We start from the raw sequence: 25,602 nt of genomic DNA, 5'->3' as shown, positions 1-25,602 counted from the left end.
CCGCTGGATCGGCGCCACACTGAACATCCCCTCAGGTGGCCCTGACCGCGATCGCCACCACGCGCGTCGCGGCAGGGCTCGCAGGCCTACGACGACGCGACCTCACGACCTGACCAGCGGCGGCCCGCCCTACTGGGCGCGGGACTTGGACTCGCCATGTGGTCGTACGACGTCGAGGGCCGGTTCCAGCCGTTCGAGGGGGCGCCCGACTGGAGTGTCCTCCACGCCGAACTGCCGTCGGCGGTCCTGGGCGGGTTCCAATGCCTCAGATCTCGACGCTGAGCCCTTCCAGCCCCCGGATCACGAAGTTCGGCTTGCGTTCCGGTTCCTGGGCGAGGTGGAGGGTGGGCGCGCGGTCGAGCAACGCGCCCATGGACGCGGCGAGTTCGATACGGGCCAGGGGTGCGCCGATGCAGTAGTGGATGCCCGCGCTGAAGCTGATGTGCGGGTTGTCGGCGCGAGTGAGGTCGAGGCGCTCCGGGGCGGCGAAGACGTCCGGGTCGTGGTTGGCGGAGCCGAAGAGCATCGCGATCTCCGCGCCGCGCGGGACGGTCGTGCCGTCGATCTCGATCTCGTCCAGCACCCACCGCTCGAAGAGCTGGAGCGGGGTGTCGTAGCGCATCAACTCCTCTACGGCGGACGGGATCAGGGAGTGGTCCGCACGGAGGGCCGCCAACTGATCCGGGTTACGGAACAGCGCCCACCAGCCGTTGACCGTCGCGTTGACGGTCGCCTCGTGTCCCGCGTTCAGGAGGAGTACGGCGGTGGAGATCATTTCCTGCTCGGTGAGGCGGTCCTCGTCGTCGTGGGCCGAGATGAGACCGGAGATAAGATCCTCGCCGGGTTCCTTGCGGCGGGCGGCGATCAACTCGCGTAGATACGACGAGAATTCGAGCGACGCGCGGACCGCCTTCGCCGCCGTGTCCTCGGACGGGCTCAGCTCGTACATCCCGCAGATGTCCGCCGACCAGGGGCGGAGCGGGGCACGGTCCGACTCCGGGATGCCCAGCATCTCGGCGATCACCGCGACGGGCAGCGGCTCCGCCACATCCGTCAGCAGATCGCCACCGCCCCGCGCGACCAGCCCGTCCACCAGCTCACCGGCCAACCGGCTGACGTACGGCTTGAGTTGCTCGACCGTGCGCGGGGTGAACGCCTTCGAGACCAGGCGCCGGATGCGGGTGTGGTCCGGGGGCTCCAGGTCCAGCATTCCGTGGTCGTTGAGGGTGTGGAAGGGCTCGTGCTCGCTCGGCGGTGCCGTACGCCCGAAGTCCTCGTGCGTGAACCGGTGCTGATACGTCCGCCCGAGCCGGCGGTCGCGCAGCAGCGCCGATACGTCCGCGTGGCGCGGCACCAGCCACTGGTTCGTGGGCTCGAAGTACTGCACACGGCCCCGGGCACGCAGCTCGGCGTAGGCGGGGTAGGGGTCGGCGAGGAACGCCGGGTCCCAGGGATCGAAGGCTGCCATGCACGGACGTTATGCCGACGGTCCCCGTCCTGACCAGGGGTGTCTCAGCGGCTCGGCTTCGGCTCGGCGGGGGTGGGATCATCGCGGCATGGACACCTCGGGCAGTCTCCCGTCCCTGAGATCACCGCGATTACGGCCGGGTGACCGGGTGCGCATCGTCTCTCCGGCCTGCCCGCCCAGCCGTGAACATGTCGCTCGCGGCGTCGAGGTACTGACGTCCTGGGGGCTTCGGGCCGAGGTGGGTGAGCACGTCTTCGACCAATGGGGGTACATGGCCGGCCGGGACGAGGACCGTGTCTCCGACCTGAACTCCGCGTTCCGCGACCCCGGGGTCCGCGCCGTGTTCGCCGCCATGGGCGGCAAGGGCACCTACCGCATCGTCGACGACCTCGACACCGACGCGCTGCGCCGCGACCCGAAACCCGTGGTCGGCTTCAGCGACATCACCCACCTCCACCTCGCGCTGTGGGCCCGATGCCGCCTGTCCGGCCTGCACGGCCCGTTCCCCAACGCGAGCGACGAATGGTGCGGGCCCTCATCGGCCGAGGCCGTTCGCCGCGCACTGATGACCACCGATCCCGTCGTCATCCACCGGGACACCGGTGAAGCGAGTGCGGCCGTCACCGTCGAGGGCACCGCGAGCGGTGTCCTGGTCGGCGGCAACCTCGACGCGATCCGCACGGAGGCGGGAGCCGGCCTGCCGAGCCTGAGAGGGGCGATCCTCTTCCTCGAACACAAGAGGGGAACAGGGCTGGGCGAGGTCGACCGCGCACTGACCCAACTGACCCGCAGCGGGGCCCTGGACGGGCTGCGCGGGGTCGCGCTCGGCCAGTTCACCGGCTTCGACCAGGATTCCGACGACCCGACCCTGGGAGGCTGGGGCATCGCCGACGTCCTGCGCGACCGGCTGACCCGCCTGGCCGTTCCCGTCCTCGGCGGCCTCCCTGCCGGCCACGGCCCACACCCTCCGACCATCCCGCTGGGCACGCGGGCCACGATCGACACGGCGGAGGGAACCCTGACGGTTCAGTCGGCGGTCATCTGATCGACGTCGACGTCGCCGCCCTTGATGTGCTCGACGAGGGCGGTGAAGGCGGGGATGGGGAAGGAGAGGGTGGCTCGGGTGGGGAGCTTGGAGTCGCGGATGGCTGTGCGGGTGGGGAGGGTGGCTATTTCCACGCAGGTGTCGCCGTCGCCGCCGCCCGAATACGTCGACTTACGCCAGTTCATTACAGCTCCTTTGTCAGGCAGTGGATGAAATCGCGCGACGCGGCAGGCTCCAGCGACGCCTCTCGCATCCTAAGGAAGAGCGCGCGAAGCTGTTCCAACTGAGCTTCCGCATCGACAAATGCGACGCCGGTAGGAGCATCCCGAAGACCGGTGTCCAAGCGTCGCACCGGACCACCCACGTACATCATCGAGATTCCGGCACCGCCGAACCCGTGCTGAGCCAAGGGGATGACCCGTACGGTCACGTGCCCCTGCTCGATCTCATCCAGGATGAGGCGAAGTTGGGACGCGGATGTCCGCCGGTCGCCCACGTGGATACGCAGGGCGCACTCATGGATGAGCGTCTCGTAGGGCGTCGGGTCGGCGCTCTCGATCACGGCTCGCCGCATCTGCCGGTGCTCCACCCGAGGAGTCAACTCACTCTCCGGCAGGCCGGGGTGCACGTACGTGTAGACGGCGCGGGCGTAATCGGCGGTCTGCAACAAGCCGGGAACGTGCGTGATCGCGACCTCGCGCAGGAACGTGGCATGGTGCTCGATCTCTGCCGTGTCCTGGAAAACCGACGGCAGCACTCCCCGGTACTCCTCCCACCAGCCACGAGTGCGATCGGTCGCCATCGCTACGAGCGCGTCGATCAACTCCGCGTCCGTGCAGGCGTAGTGAGCCGCAAGCCGTCGCACCCGCTCCTCGCTGGCCCCGGAGAGGCCCAACTCCACCTGGCTTATCTGAGCCGAGGTCGAATTCAGCAGCTCGGCCACCTCGCGCGCCTTCAAGCCGGCCGCCTCCCGCAGGCGACGCAGCTCGGTACCCAGGCGAACTTGCCGCGCAGTGGCGTGACTCCTCGGGGCCATGCGCCCTCCTCAACAGCCCATCACTGATGCCTCGTTCGGGCGTCAGACTATGCCAATCGGTTGCATCAGGAGTAATTACTCCTCTACCGTCGGTGACGCACCGCACACGCTGCGGAAGTGCACCACTCCGTCCTGCCAGGACGGCTGAGGCAGAGCCACCGCGCGAACTCCCCACAACCCGACCGGAGTTGCCCCATGCCCATGCCCGACTGGGAGTACACGCTCCAGATCCCCAACGACCCCCGCGCCGTCACGATCAGCCGCCGCACCCTCCGCCTGATCCTCACGATGCACGGCCTGATCACCCTCGTCGACACCGCCGAGCTTCTCGCGACAGAGCTGGTCTCCAACGCCGTACAACACACGGAAGGTCGCGCAGCGCTACACGTCCGCTGGTCGGCCGGCGTCCTGCGCCTCGGCGCATGGGACGCGAACCCCGAACCCCCGGAACCACCCCAGCCGTGGGACCACCTCACCAGCAAGGAGAACGGCCGCGGCCTCGCCCTGGTCCGCGCCTGCGCCGACCAGTGGGGCTGGCAGCCGCAGTCCAGGAACGGCAGCCGGGGCAAGTACGTGTGGTGCGAATTGGCGGCGGCGTGAGGCGCCACCGGTGCCGGAGTCGTCCAGGTACGGTGAAAGCGACACTGCGAAAGGGAGCCGCCGCCATGACCACCCGCCCGGCAGAGTCCGGCCAGCCCCACCTCCCGCCCATGCGCACCATCGGGGAGCTCCGTGCCGCCCTCACCATGGGCTACGGCTTCCCCGGCGACGCGGACGACTTCGAAGCCGAGCTCGCTCGCGAGATCAACCATGCCGACCCGGCGGACCTCTCCGATGTCGTCCGCCTCGTCGAGGAGTTCCGCGGCCGGATCATCGCGCGCCAGGACCCATCCTTCGACTCAGCCGTCGCCGCGGCAGTCGCCGAAATCCGCTCGGTTCGGGGAAACGATCGGTGAGCGACGACCAGCAGCCGACCGTCGCCGAGATCACCCGCGAGGCCCACGCCCGCTGCCTCGCCATCGGAGGTGGGGCGCTTGAGGCCGTCGAGGCCTTGCGAGCCGAGTTGGAGAAGAATCCGACGCTCGGTCGTAGGGCACAGAGCGCCGTCGGGGGCATGAAGATCTACACGACTCGCCTCGAAGGCACGGATCTCCGCCCAACGCTCACTGTCACCTACGTCCACGACGCCCCTCCGCCCGAACCCGGCCTGATCCGCATCGCCCTCGTGTCACCCGTACGTCTCGCCGGTGGCGGCACCGGGGCCTGAACGCCCAGCCACTCGCAGCGAAGCGCAGCTCACCCCGGCGTAACCAACCGGGCCTCGTACGCGAACACCGCCGCCTGTGTCCGGTCCCGCAACCCCAGCTTCACCAGGATGCGGCTGACATGGGTCTTGATCGTCGACTCGGCGACCACCAGCCGCTCGGCGATCTCGCCGTTCGACAACCCCTGGGCGATGAGGACCAGCACCTCCGTCTCGCGCTCGGTGAGGTCGCCGTACGCCGCCTGCTGGGCCGTGGGGATCAGGCGAGGTGACTCCGACAGCTTCGAGAACTCCGTGATCAGGCGGCGGGTGACCGAGGGGGCCAGCAGGGCCTCGCCAGCCGCTACTACCCTTACGCCGTCGGCCAGTTGGCGGGCCGAGGCGTCCTTGAGGAGGAAGCCGGAGGCGCCCGCTCGCAGTGCCTGGTAGACGTACTCGTCGAGGTCGAAGGTGGTGAGCACCAGCACCTTTGCCGCGCCGTCTGCCGCGACGATCTCCCGGGTGGCCTCGATGCCGTTCAACTCCGGCATGCGGATGTCCATCAGGACTACGTCCGGGGCGAGTTCACGCACCCGCTCGACCGCGTCGCGCCCGTTCACCGCCTCGCCCACGACCTCGATGTCCGGCATCGCGTTCAGCAGGACCGAGAAGCCCTCGCGGACCATCATCTGGTCGTCCGCGATCAGGACCCGGATCGTCATGCGTCGCCCTCGCTCGAAACCGGCATCGGGACCGGGAGGAACACCGTCACCTCGTAGCCACCCTCGTCCGTCGAGGCCGCCGTCATCTCGCCGTTGAGCATGGAGACCCGCTCGCGCATCCCCGTGATGCCGTGCCCCGCACCAGGCGACGGCTTCACCAAACTCGGCTCCGGCATCGGACCGTTGACGACCCGCAACCCCAACCCGCCCAGCACGTAACCGATTTCGACGCGCGCACTCGCGCCCGGCGCATGCCGCAGGGTGTTGCTCAGCGCCTCCTGCACGATCCGGTACGCCGACAGCTCGACGCCCTGCGGGAGTTCACGCACCGCTCCGGTGACGGCCTTCTCGACGACGAGCCCCGCATCCCGCACATTGGCCAGCAGCGCGTCGATGTCGGCGAGGGTGGGCTGCGGGGCGTCCGGTGCCTCGTAGTCCTCCGCGCGTACGACGCCCAGGACCCGGCGGAGTTCGGTCAGGGCCGCCACCGCGTTCTCGCGAATGGTGACGAACGCGCGCTCCAGCTCCGGGGGCGGGTTCTCCACTCGGTAGGGCGCGGCCTCCGCCTGGATGGCGACCACCGACATGTGGTGGGCCACCACATCGTGCAGCTCGCGGGCGATCGTCGTGCGCTCCTCCAGGAGCGTGCGCCGGGAGCGTTCGTGGGCCGTGACCGTCTGCTGCGCGGTGACCTCCTGGTGGGCCTCGCGGCGGATGTGCCAGATGGTGACGGCGAGGAGGGCCAGCGCGGAGACGAACAGCATCTCCACGGTGTCCGTACCGAAGGTGGCCCCGTACGGGAAGACGGCCGGCGCCAGGATGCCGTACGCCGCCGTCAGCACCCACATCCACACCGCCGTGCGCAGCCTGGTGCGTATCGCCACGATCGTGAGCACCAGCAGGTGGCAGGCGAAACTGCCGGGCCGCCACGGCCACTCGCCGCCCCAGGAACTGCCCAGGTAGGTGGCGACCGGCGTCGCCGCCATCGACAGCCAGAACGCGATGACCGGCCGCACCATCGTCAGCAGGACCGGGGCCAGGGCGAGCAGGCCGAGGATCAGATTGGGACCCGCGCCACGGAAGCCGTCCTTCGAGGCGATGAGCATCGCGAGGAGACCGCCCGCGGTGATCAGGGCGTGCGGCGCCCAGGGCGCGTACTCGCGCGGCCGGCCCGGCAGCCTGCGGGTGAGCGGGCCGTCGGTGCTCATGCGGGGCAACGGGCGGTAGGCGAAGGCGTCTTGGAACAGGTCGTGCCGCAGCCCGCGCAGGGCGTCCGCTGCCGCCCGGAACTCCGGGCTGCGCGTCTTGTACGGCTCGAACGCGCCTTCCGGCGGCGTCGTCTGCGTCTGGGTCGTCTCGGTCACGTTCGAAACGGTAGGCCGAGCTCTCCGTCGCCGTCGTCACCTGTGAGAAGGGTCTTCGCCCGTCCGTCTCAGGTACTACAAGTAGGTACTACGGGTACGCCCGGGGGCCCGGGCTCCGCTCACCACGCCAACTGCGCGATCTCCTCCGCCACCACCGCGCACGCGTCCGCCGCCGGGTCGATCAGCGGGAAGTGGCCGACGTCCTCAAGGAGCGTAAGGCCGACCACCTCGCCCGACTTGGCCGCCGCGTCCGCGTACGACTCGGCGACCGCCTGCGGGACAGTGGTGTCGGCGCGGCCCTGCACGAGCGCGGTCGCGATGCCGGTGGGGAGCAGGAGCACGGGGTCGGCGTACGGCAGTCGCTCGGCGAACTTGGCGTCTCCGCCGAGGAGTTGACCGGCCGCTCCGCCGCACACCGCGAGTTCCTCGGCGACCTTGAAGTCGGCGATCGGGGCGAGCGCGATCACCCCGCGCAGCGCGGCGGGGGCGTCGGTGCGCCAGGGGGCGTCCTTCGGGAGGAGGTGCCGGGCCGCCGCCCACAGCGCGAGATGGCCGCCCGCCGAGTGACCGGTGATCACCGTGCGCCGCCGGTCGGCCTGCGGCAAGGCCTCCCGTACGAGCGCGGGCAGCGCGTCCAGCGCGGCGGCGATGTCGTCGAAGGTGTCCGGCCAGCGGCCCGCGACCGGGCCCGTGCCCCCCTGTGCGGGCAGCGCCGCCCCGCGCCGGTACTCGACATTGGCCACCGCGAAGCCCCGGCGCGCCAGGAAGTCGGCGAACGGGGTGATGTGCCGGCGGTCGTAGGGCGCGCGCCAGGCGCCGCCGTGCAGGACGACGACCAACGGGACCGCCTCGGCCGGTACCCGCTCGCCGCGCGGGGCGTAGAAGTCGATCACCTGGTCGGGGTGGTCGCCGTACGCGGCGGTGCTGTCGGGGTCGACGGCGGGGTGCGAGAAGGCGGACTCCTCTTCTGCGGCGGCACGTGCGGCGGCGGCGTCGTCCGGCATGCTCCAACCTCTCAGCGACAGAACGGATTTGAACGGATCGGAAGTGACGGACCTGGAGATGATTGCGGCCGTTGGCGGGACGCTATCAGGCCGGTGACGTGCGCGGAGACCCCGGTTGTCACGCTCGGTGAGGGTTAAACGGTTCTGCTGTTTCGTTACGCTGACACCCTGCCCGTCCCAGCATCTCGCCAGCACTCCAGGGAGACCGCGATGTCCGTCGAATCCGGACCCGAACCCGGCACCCTGCGCCCCGGCGGTCGCACCGCACGCGTCCGTACGGCGGTGCTGCGGGCCGCCGGTGATGTGCTGGCCGAACAGGGCGTCGACCGGCTCGACCTCTCGGACGTGGCCCGGCGGGCGGAGGTCGGCAAGACCACGGTGTACCGGCGCTGGGGTTCGGTGACCGCGCTGGTCGCGGACCTGCTCGTCGACATGGCCGAACAGTCGCTGCCCCGCCAGGAGACGGGCTCGCTCCTCGGCGACCTGCGCGCCAACGCCCTGCTGGTGCAGCGCACCCTCGCCGATCCGCGCCAAGGCGCCCTGTTCCGCGCCGTCATCGCCGCCGCGACCTGCGACGCCCGTACGGCCGCTGCCCTGCGCCACTTCTACAAGGTGCGCGTCGCCGAGTGGGCACCCTGTGTCGAACAGGCCGTGGCACGCGGGGAGTTGCCCGTCGGCACCGACGCCTCCCAGGTCGTACGGGCCGTATCGGCGCCCCTCTACTACGAGTTGCTGACCACCGGCACCGCCCCGGACACCCCCGCCGCGGAGCGGGCCGCGCGCGCCGCGCAAGTCGCCGCCGTGGCAGGGGTGTTCGTGACCGGGGACGGCCTACCTCAGTAGCTCGCCCAGTACCCGGGCCGCCCGCTCCACGTCCCCGAACCCGACGTACAGCGGAGTGAAGCCGAACCGCAGCACGTCCGGGTGCCGGAAGTCGCCGACCACACCCCGCTCGATCAGCCGCTTCATCACGTCCCCGGCGTCCGAGCACCGCAGCGCGACCTGACTCCCGCGCTCCGCGTGGTCCACCGGAGTCACCGACTCCACCTGCCCGGACGGGACGTACGACGCCACGCACTCCAGGAAGAAGTCCGTCAGGGCGAGGGACTTGGCGCGGACCGCGTCCACGGAGACGCCCTCGCCGTCCCACACCTCCAGGGCGGCTTCCAGGGCGAGCATCGACAGGATGTCCGGCGTGCCGACGCGACCGCGCAGCGCGCCCGCCGCCGGTTCGTAGGCGGGCCGCATGCCGAAGGGTTCGGCGTGCGAGTTCCAGCCGGGGAGCGGTGAGTCGAAGCGGCTCTGCAACTCCCGGCGCACATACAGGTACGCGGGTGAACCCGGGCCGCCGTTCAGGTACTTGTAGGTGCAGCCGACCGCGAGGTCCACGCCGTGCTCGTCGAGTCCGACCGGCAGGGCGCCCGCGCTGTGGCACAGGTCCCAGACGGCGAGCGCGCCGGCCGCGTGCACGGCGGCGGTGAGGCCGGGCAGGTCGTGCAGCCGGCCGGTGCGGTAGTCGACGTGGTTGAGGAGCACCGCCGCCGTACGGTCGCCGAGCACATCCGGCACGCCGGCCGGGGGCACCGGGCGCAGCGTGCAGCCGGTCATGCGGGCCGCCGACTCGGCGATGTACCCATCGGTGGGGAAGGTCGTGGCATCGACGACGATCTCGTCCCGACGGCCGGAGCCGGCCGCCATCCGTACAGCCGCCACAAGTGCCTTGAAGACATTGACACTTGTGGAGTCGCCGACGACGATCTGCCCGGCCGCCGCCCCGACCAGCGGGGCGATCCGGTCGCCGATCCGCTCGGGCGCGGTCCACCAGCCGCTCTCGTCCCAGGAGCGGATACGCAGCTCGCCCCACTGCCGGCGGACGACGTCCTCGACCCGGCCGGGGACGGACACCGGCAGCGCGCCGAGCGAGTTCCCGTCCAGGTAGACGACGTCATCGAGGATGAACTGCGCACGCACGCTCGCGAGTTCGTCCGCCGCGTCCAACTTCTCTGCCTTGACCGCGAGTTCAGACATGGGAGCGCGCCGTCCACAGCTCGGGGAAGACGTTCTTCTGCGCGCGCTTCTCCAGCCAGGCCACTCCGGCGGAGCCACCGGTGCCGGTCTTGGCACCCATGGCGCGCCGGGTGGCGACGAGGTGATCATTGCGCCATCGCCACACCAGCTCGGCGACATCGGTCAACGCCTCGCCCAGCCGGGCGAGTTCGTCGTCCGCGTCACCGGAGTAGAGGTCGGTCCACACCGTCTCGACGGCCTCGGACGGCTCGTAGCGCAGCGACACGTCACGCGTGAGCACGGCCTCCGGGATCGCGTGCCCGCGCCGGTCGAGGAGCCTCAACACCTCGTCGTAGAGGCTCGGTTCGTGCAGGGCCTTCTCCAACTCGGCGTGCACGCGGGGGGCGCCGCGGTGCGGGACGAGCATGGAGGCGGACTTCTCGCCGAGCAGGAACTCCATGCGGCGGTACATCGCCGACTGGAAGCCGGAGCCCTCGCCGAGGGCGGAGCGGTAGGAGTTGAACTGGGCCGGGGTGAGCTGGCCGAGGGGCCGCCAGGAGGCGTTCAGTGCCTCCAGTTCCCGTACGGAACGCTTGAGCGCGTCGATCGCGACCGGCACCCGGTCCTCGCGCAGGGCCCGCGCGGCGGTCTCCCACTCGTGCACGATGACGGTGAACCACAGCTCCATCACCTGGGTGGTGACCAGGAAGACCATCTCTCCGGGGTCGTCGGAGCGGAGTGCTTGGAGGTGGGTGAGGACGTCCGCCTGGACGTAGTCCTCGTACGGGGTCGTCCCCTGGAAGTCGAGATGCGGGGCCTCGGGCTCCTGAGTTTCCTGAGCCGGTTGGGACATCGCTGTCTCCTGATGCGTACTCCGGGTAGCGGTCCGCCCCTGCCGTTACCGACACGGGGGCCCCGGTCCCCACCGGGCATCTTCCACAATCGTCCCCCGAGACCGCAAGGTCCGCCTGGTCACACCAGGCGGACCTGCATCAATACCCCCGGGCAACTAGCCCAGCGTCTGGGCCGCCGTCGGAGAGGAGTCCTTCAGGAACTGGCTGCACCGCTGGTACTCCTCCTGCTCCCCGATCGCCTGCGCGGCGCGCGCGAGGGCGTGCAGGGCGCGCAGGAAGCCGCGGTTCGGCTCGTGCTCCCAGGGGACCGGGCCGTGGCCCTTCCATCCGTTGCGCCGCAGGGAGTCCAGTCCGCGGTGGTAGCCCGTACGCGCATAGGCGTACGACTCGACGACGCTGCCCCGCTCGAAGGCGTCGTCGGCCAGCAGGGCCCAGGCCAGCGAGGAGGTCGGATACTTCGCGGCGACATCGGCGGGCGCCGTACCGCCCGCGAGGAGGTCACGCGGGCCGGGGTCTTCGGGGAGGTGGGTCGGGGGCGGGCCCCCGAGGAGGTTCTCGTGAATCGTCATGGGTTCCAGTCTCCCCCAGGGACGGCCATGGCACGGCATCCAGGCCATGGCCCGACATCCAGCCCATGGCCCGGCATCGAGACCGTCGCCCGCACCGGGCCGCTGTTCCGCGCCGCGATGCCCCTTCCCGAGCCGCAGCTCCAGCGGCGGAACCGTGATCGTGCTGTGCGTGCGGCACTCCGGGCGGCCTCCGCCCCGTATCAGGCCAGCGCCCCACGTCGAGGGCGCCGCCCGGCATCACGCCGCCACCCGGCCCCGAGCCACCCACGGCTCCAACGGAGGCGCCGTGATCGACTCATGCGCGCGCACTCCGGACGGCCATCGCCCCACATCGAGGCCGCGCCCCGGCACCGCGCCGCGAACCGGCCTCCAGACGCCCCTTCCCCACCCAGGGCTCCAGCGGTGGCGCCGTGATCGACCCGTGGGTACGCACTCCGGACGGCCATCGCCCCACGTCGGCCTTCGCCCCACATCGAGGCCATGGCCCGGCACCGAGCCGCTACCCCGCCTCCAGACACCCCTTCCCCACCCGTGCCAACGGGGGAGCCGTGATCGCCGCCCGTGCTTGGGGCACTCCGAGCGGCCGTTGCCCCGCATCCAGCCGTCGCCGCCGATCGAGGCCGTGACCCGGCACCACGCCGCTATCCCGCGCCGCGATGCCCCTTCCCTCGCCGCAGCTCCAGCGGCGGAGCGGCGATCGCCCGTGCGTGCGGCACTCCGGACGGCCGCCACCCCACACATAGCCGACGCCGCGCATCAAGGCCCTGGCCCGACACCACGTCCCTACCCCGCCTCCGGACGCCCTTTCCCCACCCGAGGCGCCAACGGCGGAGCCGTGATCGCCGACCGTGCGGGCGGCACTCCAGGCGGCCTCCGCCCCACATCAAGCCGTTGCCCCGCATCCAGGCCTTCGCCCGGCACCACGCCGCTACCCCGCCTCCAGACACCCCTTCCCCACCCGTGCCGACGGGGGAGCCGTGATCGCCGCCCGTGCGTGCGGCACTCCGAGCGGCCGTCGCCCCACATCAAGCCGTTGCCCCGCATCCAGGCCGTCGCCCAGCACCACGCCGCTACCCCGCCTCCGCCCCCAGACGCCCCTTCCCCACCCGAGGCTCCAGCGGCGGAGCCGTGATCGACCCATGTGTAAGGCATTCCGGGCGGCGGCAACCCGGTGCCGGACGCCGTACGGTCGCGTAGGCCAGGATCGCGCCCAGGACCAGGACGCCCGCGCACAGCGGCATCGCCCGGCGGAAGGCGTCATCGAAGGCGGACGCCGAGCGGTACGCCTCCGGGCCCATGCCGACGAGCAGCGGGAGCGCGGCCACCGCGAGCAGGCCGGCCGCTCGGGCCGCCGCGTTGTTGATGCCGCTGGCCAGGCCCGCGCGGGCGGTGTCCACGGAGGCGAGGACGGTGGCCGTGAGAGGGGCGACCAGGGTGACCATGCCGGTGCCCATGACCAGGAGGGCGGGCAGGACGTCGGTGAGGTACGAGGCGTCCGGGCCCACGCGGAGCATCAGCAGCATCGCCGCCGCGCAGAGCAGGGGGCCGACCGTGAGCGGGATGCGGGGGCCGATGCGCTGGGCCAGTTCGCCGGAGCGGGCCGAGAAGAGGAGCATCAGGGCCGTTGTCGGGAGCAGGGCCGTGCCGGCCTGGAGCGCCGAGTAGCCCGCCACGACCTGGAGTTGGAGCGCGGCGAGGAAGAAGAAGCCGCTGAAGGCCGCGTAGACGCAGACCGTGACCAGGTTGACCGCCGTGAACTGGCGGGACGCGAAGATGTCGAGCGGCATCATCGGGTCGGGGCGGCGCTTCTCGACGTAGACGAAGGCGATGCCCGCGGCCAGGCCGGCGACGGCGGTCACCGCGACCACCAGCGAACCGTTCCGCGCCTCGATCAGCGCGTACGTCACCAGGGCGAGCGCGATGGCGCCCAGCGCCGCGCCGAGGACGTCGAAGCCGCCGTGCTTGCGGCCGTCGGCGGACTCGGGGACATGCCGTAGGGCGATGGGGGCGCAGAGCAGGGCCAGCGGCACATTGATCAGGAACACCCAGCGCCAGCCGGGGCCGTCCACCAGCCAGCCGCCCAGGAACGGGCCGACGGCCGCGCCGATGCCGCCGAAGCCGGACCACAGACCGACCGCCCTGGCCCGGTCGTCGGGGTGGAAGGAGGCCTGGATGAGGGCGAGGGAGCCGGGGGTCAGAAGCGCTCCGCCGATGCCCTGCAGGGCGCGCGCGGCGACCAGGACGCCCGCGTTCGGCGCGAGCCCGCACAGCAGGGACGCCGTCGCGAACCACACCACACCCAGGACGAAGATCTTGCGGCGGCCGTAGCGGTCGCCGAGCGAGCCCCCCAGCAGGATCAGTCCGGCCAGCGTGAGCATGTACGCGTTGACCGTCCACTGGAGGGCGGCCAGGTCGGCGTCGAGATCGCGGCCGATGCGGGGCAGGGCCACATTGACGACGGTGGAGTCCACCATGGCCATGCTGGAGCCGAGCACCGTGGTCAGCAGGATCCATTTGCCTTGCGGCGAGGCGAGCCGGACGTCGGACATGCCCCAGGTATACAGCGAGCCCGGCGCTATCAACAGCGCCGGGCTCGCAGCAGAGGATCGGTTACTTGATCCGCGTGCCCGTGGAACGCAGGTTCGCGCAGGCCTCGGTGACGCGCTCGGCCATCGACGACTCGGCGAGCTTGCCCCAGGTCCGCGGGTCGTAGGTCTTCTTGGAGCCGACCTCGCCGTCGACCTTCAGGACACCGTCGTAGTTGCGGAACATGTGGTCCGCGACCGGGCGCGTGAACGCGTACTGGGTGTCGGTGTCGAGGTTCATCTTCACCACGCCGTTCTCCAGCGCGGTGGCGATCTCCTCGGCGGTGGAGCCGGAGCCGCCGTGGAAGACGAAGTTGAAGGGCTTGCTGCCGGCCGGCTGACCGTACTTCGCGGCCACGCCCTCGTTCAGCTCCTTCAGCAGCTCGGGGCGCAGGACCACGTTGCCCGGCTTGTACACGCCGTGCACATTGCCGAAGGACGCGGCCAGCAGGTAGCGGCCCTTCTCACCGAGGCCGAGCGCCTCGACCGTACGGATCGCGTCGTCGACGGTGGTGTAGAGGGAGTCGTTGATCTCGTGCGAGACACCGTCCTCCTCGCCGCCGGTCGGGGTGATCTCCACCTCGAGGATGATCTTCGCGGCGGCGGCGCGGGCCAGCAGCTCCTGCGCGATGGCGAGGTTGTCGGCGAGGGTCTCCGCCGAGCCGTCCCACATGTGCGACTGGAACAGCGGGTTGCCGCCGGCCTTCACGCGCTCCTCGGAGACGGCGAGCAGCGGACGGACATAGCCGTCGAGCTTGTCCTTGGGGCAGTGGTCGGTGTGCAGCGCGACCGTGACCGGGTACTTCTCGGCGACGATGTGCGCGAACTCGGCCAGGGCCACGGAGCCCGTGACCATCTCCTTGCTGTACTGGCCGCCCAGGAACTCGGCGCCACCCGTGGAGATCTGGACGATGCCGTCGCTCTCGGCCTCCGCGAAGCCGCGCAGCGCAGCGTGCAGGGTCTGGGTCGAGGTCACGTTGATGGCCGGGTAGGCGAACTTGCCTGCCTTCGCCCGGTCGAGCATCTCGTTGTAGACCTCGGGGGTTGCGATGGGCATCTGTCCGCTCCTTGGTATGTGCGGGTTGGCGATCTGCGCGATCTGCGATCTGCGTACTACGGCCCTGACCTAGACCTTGAGTGCGACGTCGTCGTCGTGCCCATCTTTCCAGACATGGCCGGTTGGTCGGACCTGGCGTCTCGACCTGTGGATAACGACCTGTGGACAACTCCGGCCGACGCGGTCAGTCCAGATTCAGGTCGTCCTTGGAGTACGCGAAGAGATACGGCACTCCCGCCCCGGCCTGGATCTTCTCGGCGGCGCCGGTCGCCCGGTCCACGATGGTGGCGACGGCGACGACCTCGGCACCGGCCGCGCGCACCGCCTCGACGGCGGTGAGCGGGGAGCCGCCGGTGGTGGAGGTGTCCTCGACGACCAGGACCCGGCGGCCCGCGATCTCCGGGCCCTCCACCTGGCGCTGCATGCCGTGCGCCTTCGCGGCCTTGCGGACGACGAAGGCGTCCAGCTTCTGTCCGCGCGCGGCGGCCGCGTGCAGCATCGAGGTGGCGACCGGGTCGGCGCCCATGGTCAGGCCGCCGACCGCGTCGAAGTCGAGATCGGCGGTCAGGTCGAGCAGCACCTGCCCGACGAGCGGGGCGGCCTCCCCGTCGAGGGTCACGCGGCGGAGGTCGATGTAGTAGTCCGCCTCCAGACCCGACGACAGGGTCACCTTGCCGTGCACCACGGCCTTGTCCTTGATCTGCTGCAGCAGCGCGCCGCGTACGTCCGTCATGCCTGTCAGCTTAAAGGCGTGTCCAGGCCCAGGTCATCGTGGCTTCCAGCGGCTCGATCGGGGTGACCAGGCGCGGCAGCGTGTTCAGGCCGTTCGGCGGGCCGGTCTGCGGTTCCACGCAGACGGCGGCCTCCTGCTCGTCGTAGACGACGACCCACTGCTCCGGGCTCGTCACCTTCAGCTCCACCTGCCCCGGCCAGGTCAGCGTGACGTCCACGCCGTCCGGCATGCCGAAGCAGTCGTCCCACGGGCCGGGCTTGATGTCGACGCGGTTGCCGGTGGGCAGGTGGTCGTCGCCGCGCTCCTCCTGCCAGGCGGGGCTGAAGTCGACCCGCACGTCCTCGCCGCCGAGGTTGCGGTGGAACCACGGGTGCCAGCCGATCTGCGCGGGGAACGAGTCCTCGTACGCCTCGATCGCCATGGTGAGCGTCAGGGAGTCGGCGGTCAGCGCGACGGCCTGGGTGACGCGGCCCGGGAAGGGCCACGGCTCGACGAGGTCGTACGTGATGACCGCCTCGTCGGCCGTCCTGCGGGCGGTGCGCCAGGCGCCGTCGCGGACGGTGCCGTGGATGGCGTGCGGCGGGGAGTTGAGTGGCAGCTGGTGGACGGTCCCGCCGTCCAGGAACCGGCCGTCGCGGGTCCGACCGCACCAGGGGACCATCGGGAAGCACCCGAACTTCTCGCCCTGGCGCAGGAGTTCGGTGCCGCCGACACGGAGCCCTCCGATACGGCCGCCGTTGCCCGGCTGCACCGTCACCTCCGCGTCGCCCGCGGTCAGCGTGATCTCTTCGTTACTCACGCCACGACCCTACTGGGCGGATCAACGGCGCTTGCGCAGCACCCTGTTCACCACGATCGCCGACGCCAGGACCAGTGCCGCGGCGGGCGCCGCCCAGCGCAGGGTGGCGTTCGCCGAGACGGCCTGCGGCGCGGGGACGGGGGCGTAACGGCCGCGCGGCGGCGCGTGGTCGACCTCCTCGGCGCTGCGGCCGATCATCGTGCGGCGCGCGTGCGCGGCTTCGGCGGGGGGCTGGGGGGCCTCGTCGAAGGTCTCGGAGACGTGGAGCTCCTCGATGACGTCCGGAATCTCCACATCCGGGTCGATCAGATCCACGTCGTCGACATCATCCACGTCGGCGTCTACGTCGGCGTCCGCGTCTACGTCGGCGAGCTGCTCCGGCACTTCGAGCTCCGCGCTCAGGTTCTCCGCGAACCGGTCCAGCAGTCGGGTCGTCGCCGCGCGCACCGCGTCCGGCGCCAGCTCGGTCACCCGGCCGTCCGCCGTCGCCGTACCGGCGAAGACGAGGGTGGAGGCGCCGTCCGTCTCGCGCACGCGCAGGGTGAGGGCGAGCGTGACGGAGCCGGTGCCGCGGGCCTCGGTCGCGTCGCCGTCGACGGCGTAGGAACCGTCGTCGTGGGCCTTGATACGGAGGGTTCCCCGGTAGGTGATGGAGTGGCTGCCGACGCGGACCTTCAGCCGGCCGGCCACGGGTTCGGTGCCGGCGTCCTGCTGGAGGCCGGGGACGGCGCGGGCGACCCGGGCGGGGTCGCTCAGCGCGGATCGCAGCCGCTCGGGTGGAACCGGAAGGTACACCTCATGCTCCATCTACCCGAGCCTACCCAGTGCGGGCGCCTTCCGGAGGCTGCGCACCACACCCCTCGGTTCGCGGCCCCTCAGTACCGCGGATGCACCAGCGTCGAGGCCGCCAGCCCCGGCACCCGCGTCCGCTCCGCCGCCCGCTCGTCCGCCGCCAGGCCCGTCTCCGTCAGCGTCCGCAGCCGTGGTCCCCGGGGGGCGAGCCGCAGCGCCGGCTGCCGCCCGCCCCGGGTCGCCAGTACGAACCCCCAGTCGCGCGGGCCCCGGGATGTGTCGGTCGTGCGGTCGGGGCCCGCGGCGAAGCCCGGGGCGCGGCCGCCGACGCGGTAGGGGGCGGGGTGCAGGCCGGCCGCGCGGAGGGTGGAGACCACGGTCCAGAAGACACGGGGCCGGGAGGAGACCGGTCCGGCGTGCACGGCCAGCCGGCCGGGCTCGGTGAGGGCGCGGCGGGCGAGGCCGTAGAACTCCTGGGAGTACAGCTTGGTGCTGGCGGTGATGCCGGGGTCGGGGAGGTCGGCGATCACCACGTCGTACGTCCCCGGGCGGACTCCACGCAGCAGGTCGAAGGCGTCGCCGGTGGTGACGTGGACGCGCGGGTCGTCGTAGACGTGGTCGTTGAGCGCGGCGAGGGCGGGGTCGCGGCGGGCCAACCGGACGACGCCCGCGTCGAGTTCGTCGATGTCGACGCGGCGCACGCCCCGGTGGCGGAGCACCTCGCGGGCGGCGAGGCCGTCGCCGCCGCCGAGCACGAGCACGCGCGCGTGGGGGCCGTCCATCGCGGGGTGGACGAGGGCTTCGTGGTACCGGCGCTCGTCGCGTCCGCCGACCCTCAGGCGGCCGTCGAGGAAGAGGTCGAGGGGGCGGCCGTGGTCGCCGCCCGTGAGGACGACCTCCTGGACGCCGGTCCGGAGCGCGACGCGGACGTCCTCGCCGTAGACCGCCTGCCGCGCGGCCCGCTCGAAGTCGTCGACCAGGACGGCCGCGGAGGCGAGCAGGCCGAGGACCGCGAGGTTGGCGATCACCAGGAGCCAGCGGCCCCGGCGGCTGAGGTCGCGGCGGAACAGGCCGAGGACCAGACAGCCGCCGGCCACCACGTTGACGGTGCCGGTGAGCAGGGTGCCGGTCAACTGGCCGAGGAAGGGGAGGAGCAGGAAGGGGAACGCGAGACCGCCGACCAGGGCGCCGACGTAGTCCGCCGCGAAGAGGTCGGCGACCGCGCCGCCCGCGTCCTGGCGGCGGATGCGCTGGATCAGCTCCATCAGCAGCGGGACCTCGGCGCCGATCAGCAGGCCGATGGCGAGGGAGAAGGCGACCAGGAGACAGCGCGGGCCCTGCGCCCACGGCCCGCCCCAGTCCCCGGTCCAGGCGAAGACCGCGTACAACGCCATCGCGCTGCATCCGCCGATCAGCGCGAGGGCCGCCTCGACCGCGCCGAAACCGGCCGCCGCGTGCCGGCGCAGCCGCTTCGCGGCGAGCGAGCCGATGCCCATCGCGAAGACCATCACGGACAGGACGACGGACGCCTGGGTGACCGAGTCGCCGATCAAGTACGAGGCGAGGGCGACGAGTTCGAGTTCGTACACGAGTCCGCAGGCGGCGCAGACGAAGACACCCGCGAGCACCAGGAACCGGCCCGTGTCCGGCCGTACGGGCAGCCGCGCGGGGGCTGTCCACGGCGGCTGGGTGCCCGGCCGGGCCGGCGCGTGCGGTTCGATCACGCTGCGACGTTACGTCACACAACGGGCACGCTTCGTCACCCACACGTGTGGAATGTGTTTACACCGGCCCGGGGCGGTGTCGTCCTGTGGTGGCGCGTGCGGCTCAGGCGGGGGACAGCATCGAGCGCCCCGCCGGCACCCGTACCCCCACCCGTGTCCGGGTCGCCACCAGTTGGCCGTCCTGTGGATAGGCGTGCCAGGTGCGCCAGTGCACCTGGCCCTCGTGCCGCTGGGCGAGCATCGCGGTGAAGGCGTGCGGGCTGCCGGGGAAGACCCCGGCCAGTCCGTTGGGATGGTCGGCGACCAGAGCGAGCAGTTCCTGGGCGCGGCCCGCGAACTGCCCCGGGGACAGCACCTCGACCCGGGCCGCGAACTCGTACTCCCAGTCGCCGATCCGCTTGGCGACCCCGAGCGGCAGCGGTGTGCTGGAACCCGGGATGCACGCGACCGTCTCCGAACAACCGCCCCGCTCCTCGTCCAGGAGTACCTGGTGGGACGCACCGAGCAGTCTCAACTGGAGCTTCGCACCCGTCAGTTCGAGGTCGAGCGTGGCCAGGGCGGGAAGCGGCTCGCGCCCCAGGGTCCAGGCGAGGTCGGCCGCGCGCGTATCGGTGTAACAGGTCTTCAGGGTCGTGAGCATGGATCGGCTCCGCAGGCACGCAAAGAAAGGGGAGTGTGGGGGTCCGGCGCACCCCGGTCGACACCGGGAGTTCGGCCTGGTCAGCCCAGTCAGGAGACAGTGTCCGCAGGACGTCCGAGGGGCCGCGTTGGTGATGTAGAGGGAATCATGAGCGGTGGCGCCACCACAGCGTTTTTACCCAACTTCGTGGGGTTTCCATCCCTCAGGGGGCTCCACAGCTCAACTGTTCAACCAGGGCGTACGCCCAGGAGGGTCAGGCGCGCGCCGGAGCGCCCGCCGGGAAAGCTCTCCCGGCGGGCGTCGCGACCCCGGTCACGGGCCTTTCCCCGGTGCTCAGTTGCCCCCGCCGCAGCCGCCTCCGCCCCCGCAGGACGACCCTCCACCACACGACGAGCCGCCTCCGCAGGACGAGTGCCCGCCGCCGCAGGAGTGGTGGCCGCCCCCATGGTGCCCACCCCCGGACGACGAACCGCCGTCCCCGGCCCACCAACTGCTGCTCGTGCCGGCGGCGCTTCCCCCGAACGCCCCGCCCCGCCGGCCCGAACCCTTGCTGATCCTGCTCTTACGGCCCGCGGAGGCGATGGCCCCCACGAAGACAACCGCGATCACCGCCAGGATGACGAAGAAGAACATGACGTCACCCTCCTTCCGATTCCCCCGAAGCGGCCCCCCGTGGGCGCCCCGGTTGGTGCGTGAAGCAGGGATGCCCGGCCCGTTCGTCCGCCAAAGCAGAGTTGAGCAAGTCCAGAGCTTGGGCGCAGGATGACGGGCATGACCTCCAGCGCACGCCCCCTCCTCAACCGCCGGCTCGCCGAGTTCGGGACGACGATCTTCGCCGAGATGTCCGCCCTGGCGCTGACCACCGGGTCGATCAACCTCGGCCAGGGTTTCCCCGACACGGACGGCCCCGAGGAGATCCGCGAGGCGGCGGTGCGCGCGCTGCGCGACGGACGTGGCAACCAGTACCCACCGGGCCCCGGCGTCCCCGAACTCCGCGCCGCGATCACCGCCCACCAGGAGCGCCGCTACGGCCTGTCCTACGACCCCGACACCGAGGTCCTGGTCACGGCGGGCGCGACGGAGGCGATCGCGGCGGCCCTGCTGGCGTTGCTGGAACCCGGTGACGAGGTCGTCGCCCTGGAGCCGTACTACGACTCCTACGCCGCCTGCATCGCGATGGCGGGCGGCACCCGGGTACCGGTCACCCTGCGCCCGCACGGTGATACGTTCCGCCTCGACCTCGACGAACTCCGCACCGCGATCACACCCCGCACCCGCCTCCTTCTGATCAACACCCCGCACAACCCCACCGGCACCGTCCTCACCCGCGAGGAACTCGCCGCGATCGCCGAACTGGCCGTCGAACGCGACCTGTTGGTGATCACCGACGAGGTCTACGAGCACCTGGTCTTCGACGCGGCCGAGCACATCCCGCTCGCCACCTTCCCGGGGATGCGGGAGCGCACGGTGTCGATCGGTTCGGCGGGCAAGACGTTCTCGTTCACGGGCTGGAAGGTGGGCTGGGTGACGGGAACGCCCGCGCTGGTGACGGCGGTCCGGTCGGCGAAGCAGTTCCTGACCTACGTCGCCTCGGGCCCGTTCCAGTACGCGGTGGCGGAAGCGCTATCCCTCCCCGACTCCTACTTCGACGCCTTCCGCGCGGACATGCTGACCAAGCGGGACATCCTGGCGAAGGGCCTGACGGAGGCCGGCTTCAAGGTCTTCACCCCGGCCGGCACGTACTTCATCACCACCGACATCAGCCCCCTCGCCACCCCCGACGGCGTCACCTTCTGCCGCGCCCTGCCGGAACGCGCCGGCGTCGTCGCCATCCCCAACGCCGTCTTCTACGACCACCGGGAGGCGGGGGCGCCCTTCGTACGGTTCGCGTTCTGCAAGCGGGTGAGTGTGCTGGAGGAGGCGGTGGAGCGGCTGCACAAGGCGTTCGGCCACTGACCGAAGCGGTATGGAGGCGGCCACGGCCTCATTCGCATGCTTGCCGCGCCACAAGTGTCGACGTGCGATGTGCTGTACGTCAAAGGAGGGCTGACCGTGAAGAGGTCGTCATCACCCGGGCCGGACACGACCCGGTCGTCATCGTCTCCCTTGAGGACTACGAGTCCCTGAAGGAGACGGCGTACCTGCTGCGCAGCCCGGCGAACGCCCGGCGCCTGCTTGCGTCCATCGACGAGTTGGAGAACGGCGGCAGCGCCGTACGCGAGCTGGCGACCGAAGACGCTTACAGCCCCACACCCCCGGGGACAACTGCTGGGAACGGGGGTGGTCGTGATGCCAGGTGTGGAACTGGCTGAATTGATAGCGCAGTTACGGGCGGAGCTCACCGAGGCCATGCGGGCCGGTGAGAGTGCCGGGCCGCGGTTCGAACTGGGGCCGGTCGAGCTGGAGTTGGCGCTGGAAGTGGGCCGAGAGGCCGGTGGCGGGGGGCAAGGTCAGGTTCTGGGTCGCGGAGCTCGGCGCCGACGGCAAGATCTCCGGCGAGGAAGTCGACGGCGAGCGATGAGCTCCGAGGGCCTGGACCGTGCGCGGGTCGCCGAGTTGGTGGTGACCCACGCCAACGGGCGGCGGCGCGGGTCGGGTTACCGGGTCAACGGCGAGGCCGTGCTGACCGCCGCGCACGTCCTGGAGGACGCCGTGTCCGTGCGCGTCCGCTTCGAGCCCGATCTGCCGGGAGAGTGGACGGCGGACGCGCTGTCCTGGTCCGCCGACGACGCCTCGGACCTCGCTGCGGTACGCATCGCGCCCCGGCCGGACGAACCGGCGCCGGTGCAGGCCGGATACGGGCGGATCAGGACGCGGGCCGCCCAACTGCCCGTACAGGCAGTGGGGTTCCCCCGCTGGAAGCTGCGTGGAGGCACCGGAGCGGGCACCACGGCCGCCACCTCCCCGGCCTGGTTCAGGGACAGCGCCCATGTGATCGGCACCGTGGCGCTCCTGTCGCACTGGCGGGAACACACCCTGGAGGTGGTCGTCTCCGCCCGGCCCGCCCTCCTCGCCCCCGGCACGGGCGGCGCGGTGTCCCCGTGGGAGGGCATGTCGGGGGCCGTGCTGTGGGCGGAGGAGACGTACGCGACCAGGTCAACGACGACCTGGCCGTACTGATCCCGCCGCGCGACCGGGGCGCCGCCGACCAGCTCGCCGCGGCCGGTCCTTTCGTCCTCGACCTGCTGCCCGACCCGCGCAACATCACCGACGAACAGGCCGTCCTGGTGGTGCGCGCGGCGGCCCGGATCGCGGCCCGCTGGGACAACCCGACCGGCGCGATCGAGAAGATCCTCCAGTACGCCGTGCCCGGCGCCCCGCCCCGGGTGATCAACGAGCTGCTGGAGGCATGGGGCCGGTACGGGGACTACGAGACGTACGCGCGGGACGTGCTCAGCCAGATCGACTTCAGCCGCTTCGACGTCGAGCTGCAGAACGGCCGCCGCACCGACCACATCAGCGACCTCAAGTCGATCGTCACGCTGACCCTGCGCAACAGCGTCTTCGACCTGACCCCGCTCACCGAACTGCCCCGCCTGCGCCGGCTCACCCTGCGCGACAACGACATGACCTCGCTGCGCACCCTGCCGGGCGTCCCCTCGCTCCGGGTGCTCGTCCTGGACCGGTGCGCCCGAAACGCCGGCGCCCGCCCCGTGGACCTGTCCCCGCTGCGCGGGACACGCATCTCCAGGCTCGTCATCGAGGGCATCACCACCCGCGTCGACCTCGCCGGCCTGCCCGGCGTACGGCTGGACAGCCTGCGCCTGGAATCCCGCCCACGCGACCTGGACCGCCTCCCGGCCGGCCGGCGGGTTCGCCATCTGAGCCTGGTCTCCGGCGCGCGCAGGATCCGGTTCGACGAGGTGGACGACGTCCGCTCGGTCGTCCTGGACTCGTCCCCGGAGGCGGACCTGCCGGCCATGACCGCCGCCCTCCCCGACCTGCGCCGCCTGGTCCTGCGCCAGGTACCCCCGGACACTCCGGTCCCCCCACTCCCCGGCGTCCGAGTCACCGTCTGCGGTTCCTGACCCGGATGGCGCCCGGCCGTTCCGGTGCGCGGTGACGAAGAGGGCGGATGACGAAGAGGGCGGCGGCCGTCCCGTCACGCCGCCACGCCGAACGCGTCGAAAGCGCACCCGCCCGGGCGCGCCCTGCTCGCGAAGATCGCGCTGCCCCGGCACTGTGCGGGTGTGACCCACGCCAGCACCCGCACTCGTACGCCCGCTCCGCCGCCTCCCACCGTCGCCCGCCCCGGCGTCGGCGGACGCGCCCGCCCCCGGCACGCCCACCTGGTGACGGCCGGTTCCGCCCTCGCCCTGTTCGCCGTGGCCCGGCTCATGGGCGCGGCCGTGCTCGCCGTGACCGCCTGGGCCCGCGAAGGGCACCCGGTCGCGCTGCTCGCCCGCTCCTGGGACTCACGGTGGTACCTGGGGATCGCCGCCCACGGCTATGTCCGCACCCAGCACGTCCGGCCCGGCGTCATCCGGAGCGACCTGGCGTTCTTCCCGCTGTACCCGGGCCTGGTGCACTCGCTCGCCGCGCTGACCCCGCTGAGCGGCGGCGGGGCGGGCCTGGTGGTGTCCTGGACCGCGGCGGCGGCCGCCGCATGCGGCATCTACGCGATCGGCACGCACCTCTACGGCCGCGCGGTGGCCACCACGCTGGTCCTGCTCTGGGCCCTCCTCCCGCACTCCGTCGTACTGACCATGGCGTACACCGAACCGGTGCTGACCGCGTTCGCCGCCTGGTCGCTGTACGCCGTCCTCACCGGCCGCTGGGTGTGGGCGGGCACGCTGGCGGCCCTGGCGGGCCTGTCCCGGCCGAACGGTTTCGCGGTCGCGGCGGCGGTTCTGGCCACGGCCGCGTACGAGATCTGGCGCGGACGCGGCCGGGTTTCCCACAGGCTGTGGACGGGCGCGGCCCTGGCGCCGCTGGGCTGGGGGGCGTACGTCCTGTGGGTGGGTCGACACGAGGGCGACCTGTTGCACGGCTACTTCCGGGTGCAGAGCCTGTGGGGCTCGACCTTCGACCTCGGCGACGGCTCCCTGCGCTCCATCAAGCACCAACTCCTGCACGGCGGCCCCTTCGCCTTCGCGATGACGATGGTGATCGTGGCTACGGGCGTCCTGCTCTATGCCCTCCTGGTGGCCGACCGGCCCCCGCTCCCCCTCCTCGTCTACAGCGGAATCCTTCTCCTCATCGCGCTCGGCGGCTCGGGCTTCTTCGAGTCGAAGCCGCGCTTCCTGCTCCCGGCGTTCCCGCTCCTGCTGCCACCGGCCCGCGCGCTGGTCCGGACGGCGAGAGCCCGGCCCTGGCACGCGACCGTGGTGGTCGCGGCCCTGGCCGGGCTCTCGTTCGCATACGGCGCGTATGTGGTGGTGTACGCCCACACACCGCTGTAGTTCAGCGCACGGACTGGAGTGACGGAGCGACTACTCCTCGTCGTCCTCGGGCTTCTCCGACTCATCGACTTCCTCGGTGAGGCCGAGCTGCTCGACCAGCCAGCGGTCGAACTCGATGGCGGCGCGCACCCAACTGACCGTCGAGGACACGAAGTGGTTCAGGTCGACGCCGGTGCCGATCAGCATCTGCGCCTCACCGATCAGACGGACGGTGCCGTCGTCATGGGTGTGGCTGTAGACCTTGGGCCACAGGGTGCGGCGGTTCCAGTCGTCGATGGACTCCAGCAGTTGCGGCTTGGCGTCGATCTCGTGGGGACGGTCGTAGAACGTCCGCACCGAGAAGACGAGCTGGTCGTCCTCGCCGCGGAACATGAAATACGTACGGAACTGCTCCCACGGCGCCGCGAGGTCACCCTCGTCGTCGACGACATACTTCAGCTCCATCTGGTCGAGGAGCTGCTTCACAAGGTCCTGATCCGGGACGACGGGGCCCGTCGGTCCTTGGGGCTCGGGCTGGCCCCCGAAGTTCGGAATCGAGGACGGGTCGATGCTCACCGT

29 protein-coding genes and 1 pseudogene are annotated in these 25,602 nt (G+C 71.5%); 12 read left to right on the top strand and 18 right to left on the bottom strand.

Annotated features, from left to right (window positions below; translation table 11 throughout):
- Positions 1–265: 265 nt before the first annotated feature.
- A complete protein-coding gene (locus ABZT04_RS03945; protein WP_356052622.1) occupies positions 266–1,468 on the bottom strand; it encodes a cytochrome P450 in 1,203 nt (400 codons plus the stop codon).
- 148 nt (positions 1,469–1,616) lie between these two features.
- Here ABZT04_RS03945 and ABZT04_RS03940 point away from each other — a divergent pair, with 148 nt between their 5' ends.
- Positions 1,617–2,513, top strand: a complete 897-nt coding sequence (locus ABZT04_RS03940) for an LD-carboxypeptidase (protein WP_356052620.1) — start codon at positions 1,617–1,619, stop codon at positions 2,511–2,513.
- Here the strand turns inward: ABZT04_RS03940 and ABZT04_RS03935 are convergent.
- Complete coding sequence (locus tag ABZT04_RS03935) at positions 2,495–2,698, bottom strand: DUF397 domain-containing protein (RefSeq protein WP_356052618.1); 204 nt, start codon at positions 2,696–2,698, stop codon at positions 2,495–2,497. The genes ABZT04_RS03940 and ABZT04_RS03935 overlap by 19 nt on opposite strands.
- The gene (locus ABZT04_RS03930) at positions 2,698–3,549 is read right to left on the bottom strand and encodes a helix-turn-helix transcriptional regulator (protein ID WP_356052616.1); all 852 of its coding nucleotides are present in this window, start codon (positions 3,547–3,549) and stop codon (positions 2,698–2,700) included. The genes ABZT04_RS03935 and ABZT04_RS03930 overlap by 1 nt, the downstream gene beginning before the upstream one ends.
- Before the next feature lie 201 nt (positions 3,550–3,750).
- Between ABZT04_RS03930 and ABZT04_RS03925 the strand changes: the two genes are divergently transcribed.
- The 3 genes from ABZT04_RS03925 (at position 3,751) to ABZT04_RS03915 (ending at position 4,816) form a co-directional block, all read left to right on the top strand.
- Complete coding sequence (locus tag ABZT04_RS03925; protein ID WP_356053055.1) at positions 3,751–4,149, top strand: ATP-binding protein; 399 nt, start codon at positions 3,751–3,753, stop codon at positions 4,147–4,149.
- A gap of 65 nt (positions 4,150–4,214) precedes the next feature.
- Entirely contained in the window at positions 4,215–4,505 is a 291-nt protein-coding gene (locus tag ABZT04_RS03920) for a hypothetical protein (RefSeq protein WP_356052614.1), read from the top strand.
- A complete protein-coding gene (locus ABZT04_RS03915) occupies positions 4,502–4,816 on the top strand; it encodes a hypothetical protein (RefSeq protein WP_356052612.1) in 315 nt (104 codons plus the stop codon). Before ABZT04_RS03920 ends, ABZT04_RS03915 begins: the two co-directional genes overlap by 4 nt.
- Before the next feature lie 29 nt (positions 4,817–4,845).
- On the opposite strand, the gene ABZT04_RS03910 is transcribed toward ABZT04_RS03915, so the two are convergent.
- From ABZT04_RS03910 to ABZT04_RS03900, 3 genes are all read right to left on the bottom strand, one after another.
- On the bottom strand, positions 4,846–5,514 hold the full coding sequence (locus ABZT04_RS03910; RefSeq protein WP_356052610.1) for a response regulator transcription factor: 669 nt from the start codon (positions 5,512–5,514) through the stop codon (positions 4,846–4,848).
- On the bottom strand, positions 5,511–6,878 hold the full coding sequence (locus ABZT04_RS03905; RefSeq protein WP_356052608.1) for a histidine kinase: 1,368 nt from the start codon (positions 6,876–6,878) through the stop codon (positions 5,511–5,513). The genes ABZT04_RS03910 and ABZT04_RS03905 overlap by 4 nt, the downstream gene beginning before the upstream one ends.
- A 119-nt stretch (positions 6,879–6,997) precedes the next feature.
- Entirely contained in the window at positions 6,998–7,882 is an 885-nt protein-coding gene (locus ABZT04_RS03900) for an alpha/beta hydrolase (protein ID WP_356052606.1), read from the bottom strand.
- Positions 7,883–8,092: 210 nt separating this feature from the next.
- Here ABZT04_RS03900 and ABZT04_RS03895 point away from each other — a divergent pair, with 210 nt between their 5' ends.
- Positions 8,093–8,725, top strand: a complete 633-nt coding sequence (locus ABZT04_RS03895; RefSeq protein ID WP_356052604.1) for a TetR/AcrR family transcriptional regulator — start codon at positions 8,093–8,095, stop codon at positions 8,723–8,725.
- On the opposite strand, the gene kynU is transcribed toward ABZT04_RS03895, so the two are convergent.
- From kynU to ABZT04_RS03840, 11 genes are all read right to left on the bottom strand, one after another.
- Positions 8,714–9,910 carry a kynureninase gene (gene kynU / locus ABZT04_RS03890; RefSeq protein WP_356052602.1) on the bottom strand — a complete coding sequence of 399 codons (1,197 nt, stop codon included), beginning with the start codon at positions 9,908–9,910 and terminating at the stop codon, positions 8,714–8,716. The two genes, ABZT04_RS03895 and kynU, sit on opposite strands and share 12 nt — an antisense overlap.
- Complete coding sequence (locus tag ABZT04_RS03885; RefSeq protein ID WP_356052600.1) at positions 9,903–10,742, bottom strand: tryptophan 2,3-dioxygenase family protein; 840 nt, start codon at positions 10,740–10,742, stop codon at positions 9,903–9,905. The genes kynU and ABZT04_RS03885 overlap by 8 nt, the downstream gene beginning before the upstream one ends.
- Positions 10,743–10,898: 156 nt before the next feature.
- Entirely contained in the window at positions 10,899–11,312 is a 414-nt protein-coding gene (locus ABZT04_RS03880; protein ID WP_355917830.1) for a DUF3151 domain-containing protein, read from the bottom strand.
- 1,070 nt (positions 11,313–12,382) lie between these two features.
- Positions 12,383–13,861 carry an MFS transporter gene (locus tag ABZT04_RS03875; RefSeq protein WP_356052598.1) on the bottom strand — a complete coding sequence of 493 codons (1,479 nt, stop codon included), beginning with the start codon at positions 13,859–13,861 and terminating at the stop codon, positions 12,383–12,385.
- 61 nt (positions 13,862–13,922) lie between these two features.
- Positions 13,923–14,954: a class II fructose-bisphosphate aldolase gene (gene fbaA, locus ABZT04_RS03870; protein ID WP_356052596.1), complete on the bottom strand. Its 1,032-nt coding sequence runs from the start codon at positions 14,952–14,954 to the stop codon at positions 13,923–13,925.
- A 184-nt stretch (positions 14,955–15,138) separates the two neighbouring features.
- The gene (gene pyrE, locus ABZT04_RS03865; RefSeq protein ID WP_356052594.1) at positions 15,139–15,687 is read right to left on the bottom strand and encodes an orotate phosphoribosyltransferase; all 549 of its coding nucleotides are present in this window, start codon (positions 15,685–15,687) and stop codon (positions 15,139–15,141) included.
- Positions 15,688–15,697: 10 nt separating this feature from the next.
- On the bottom strand, positions 15,698–16,486 hold the full coding sequence (locus ABZT04_RS03860; protein ID WP_356052592.1) for an aldose 1-epimerase: 789 nt from the start codon (positions 16,484–16,486) through the stop codon (positions 15,698–15,700).
- A gap of 21 nt (positions 16,487–16,507) precedes the next feature.
- Positions 16,508–17,293: an SRPBCC domain-containing protein gene (locus ABZT04_RS03855; RefSeq protein WP_356052590.1), complete on the bottom strand. Its 786-nt coding sequence runs from the start codon at positions 17,291–17,293 to the stop codon at positions 16,508–16,510.
- A gap of 68 nt (positions 17,294–17,361) precedes the next feature.
- Complete coding sequence (locus ABZT04_RS03850; RefSeq protein ID WP_356052588.1) at positions 17,362–19,002, bottom strand: polyamine aminopropyltransferase; 1,641 nt, start codon at positions 19,000–19,002, stop codon at positions 17,362–17,364.
- Positions 19,003–19,105: 103 nt separating this feature from the next.
- Positions 19,106–19,642 carry a DUF2617 family protein gene (locus tag ABZT04_RS03845; RefSeq protein WP_356052586.1) on the bottom strand — a complete coding sequence of 179 codons (537 nt, stop codon included), beginning with the start codon at positions 19,640–19,642 and terminating at the stop codon, positions 19,106–19,108.
- Between the two features lie 333 nt (positions 19,643–19,975).
- Positions 19,976–20,275: a hypothetical protein gene (locus tag ABZT04_RS03840; protein ID WP_356052584.1), complete on the bottom strand. Its 300-nt coding sequence runs from the start codon at positions 20,273–20,275 to the stop codon at positions 19,976–19,978.
- A gap of 129 nt (positions 20,276–20,404) precedes the next feature.
- Here ABZT04_RS03840 and ABZT04_RS03835 point away from each other — a divergent pair, with 129 nt between their 5' ends.
- The 7 genes and pseudogenes from ABZT04_RS03835 to ABZT04_RS03805 all read left to right on the top strand — a co-directional run bounded on the left by ABZT04_RS03835 (position 20,405) and on the right by ABZT04_RS03805 (position 25,044).
- Entirely contained in the window at positions 20,405–21,598 is a 1,194-nt protein-coding gene (locus ABZT04_RS03835; RefSeq protein ID WP_356052581.1) for a pyridoxal phosphate-dependent aminotransferase, read from the top strand.
- Positions 21,599–21,660: 62 nt separating this feature from the next.
- Positions 21,661–21,954, top strand: a complete 294-nt coding sequence (locus tag ABZT04_RS03830; RefSeq protein WP_356052579.1) for a type II toxin-antitoxin system prevent-host-death family antitoxin — start codon at positions 21,661–21,663, stop codon at positions 21,952–21,954.
- Positions 21,932–22,033: pseudogene (locus ABZT04_RS03825) on the top strand (trypco2 family protein); the annotation flags it as partial. The gene ABZT04_RS03830 and the pseudogene ABZT04_RS03825, both read left to right, overlap by 23 nt.
- Complete coding sequence (locus ABZT04_RS03820; RefSeq protein WP_356053084.1) at positions 22,002–22,163, top strand: hypothetical protein; 162 nt, start codon at positions 22,002–22,004, stop codon at positions 22,161–22,163. The pseudogene ABZT04_RS03825 and the gene ABZT04_RS03820, both read left to right, overlap by 32 nt.
- The gene (locus tag ABZT04_RS03815) at positions 22,160–22,762 is read left to right on the top strand and encodes a trypsin-like peptidase domain-containing protein (RefSeq protein ID WP_356053053.1); all 603 of its coding nucleotides are present in this window, start codon (positions 22,160–22,162) and stop codon (positions 22,760–22,762) included. Before ABZT04_RS03820 ends, ABZT04_RS03815 begins: the two co-directional genes overlap by 4 nt.
- Positions 22,711–23,670: a hypothetical protein gene (locus tag ABZT04_RS03810; RefSeq protein WP_356052577.1), complete on the top strand. Its 960-nt coding sequence runs from the start codon at positions 22,711–22,713 to the stop codon at positions 23,668–23,670. The genes ABZT04_RS03815 and ABZT04_RS03810 overlap by 52 nt, the downstream gene beginning before the upstream one ends.
- Positions 23,671–23,979: 309 nt before the next feature.
- Positions 23,980–25,044, top strand: coding sequence for a hypothetical protein (locus tag ABZT04_RS03805; protein ID WP_356053051.1), 1,065 nt, complete (start codon positions 23,980–23,982; stop codon positions 25,042–25,044).
- A 30-nt stretch (positions 25,045–25,074) separates the two neighbouring features.
- Here the strand turns inward: ABZT04_RS03805 and ABZT04_RS03800 are convergent, their stop codons facing one another.
- Positions 25,075–25,599 (bottom strand): YbjN domain-containing protein, encoded by a 525-nt coding sequence (locus tag ABZT04_RS03800; RefSeq protein WP_356052575.1) that lies wholly within the window; start codon positions 25,597–25,599, stop codon positions 25,075–25,077.
- Between the last annotated feature and the right edge of the window lie 3 nt (positions 25,600–25,602).

Origin of the sequence: Streptomyces sp. NPDC005492 (assembly GCF_040605995.1) — a bacterium.
Lineage (GTDB): Bacteria > Actinomycetota > Actinomycetes > Streptomycetales > Streptomycetaceae > Streptomyces.
Note: the sequence above shows the minus strand (reverse complement) of the source record. Positions and strands in the feature narration are given on the sequence as shown.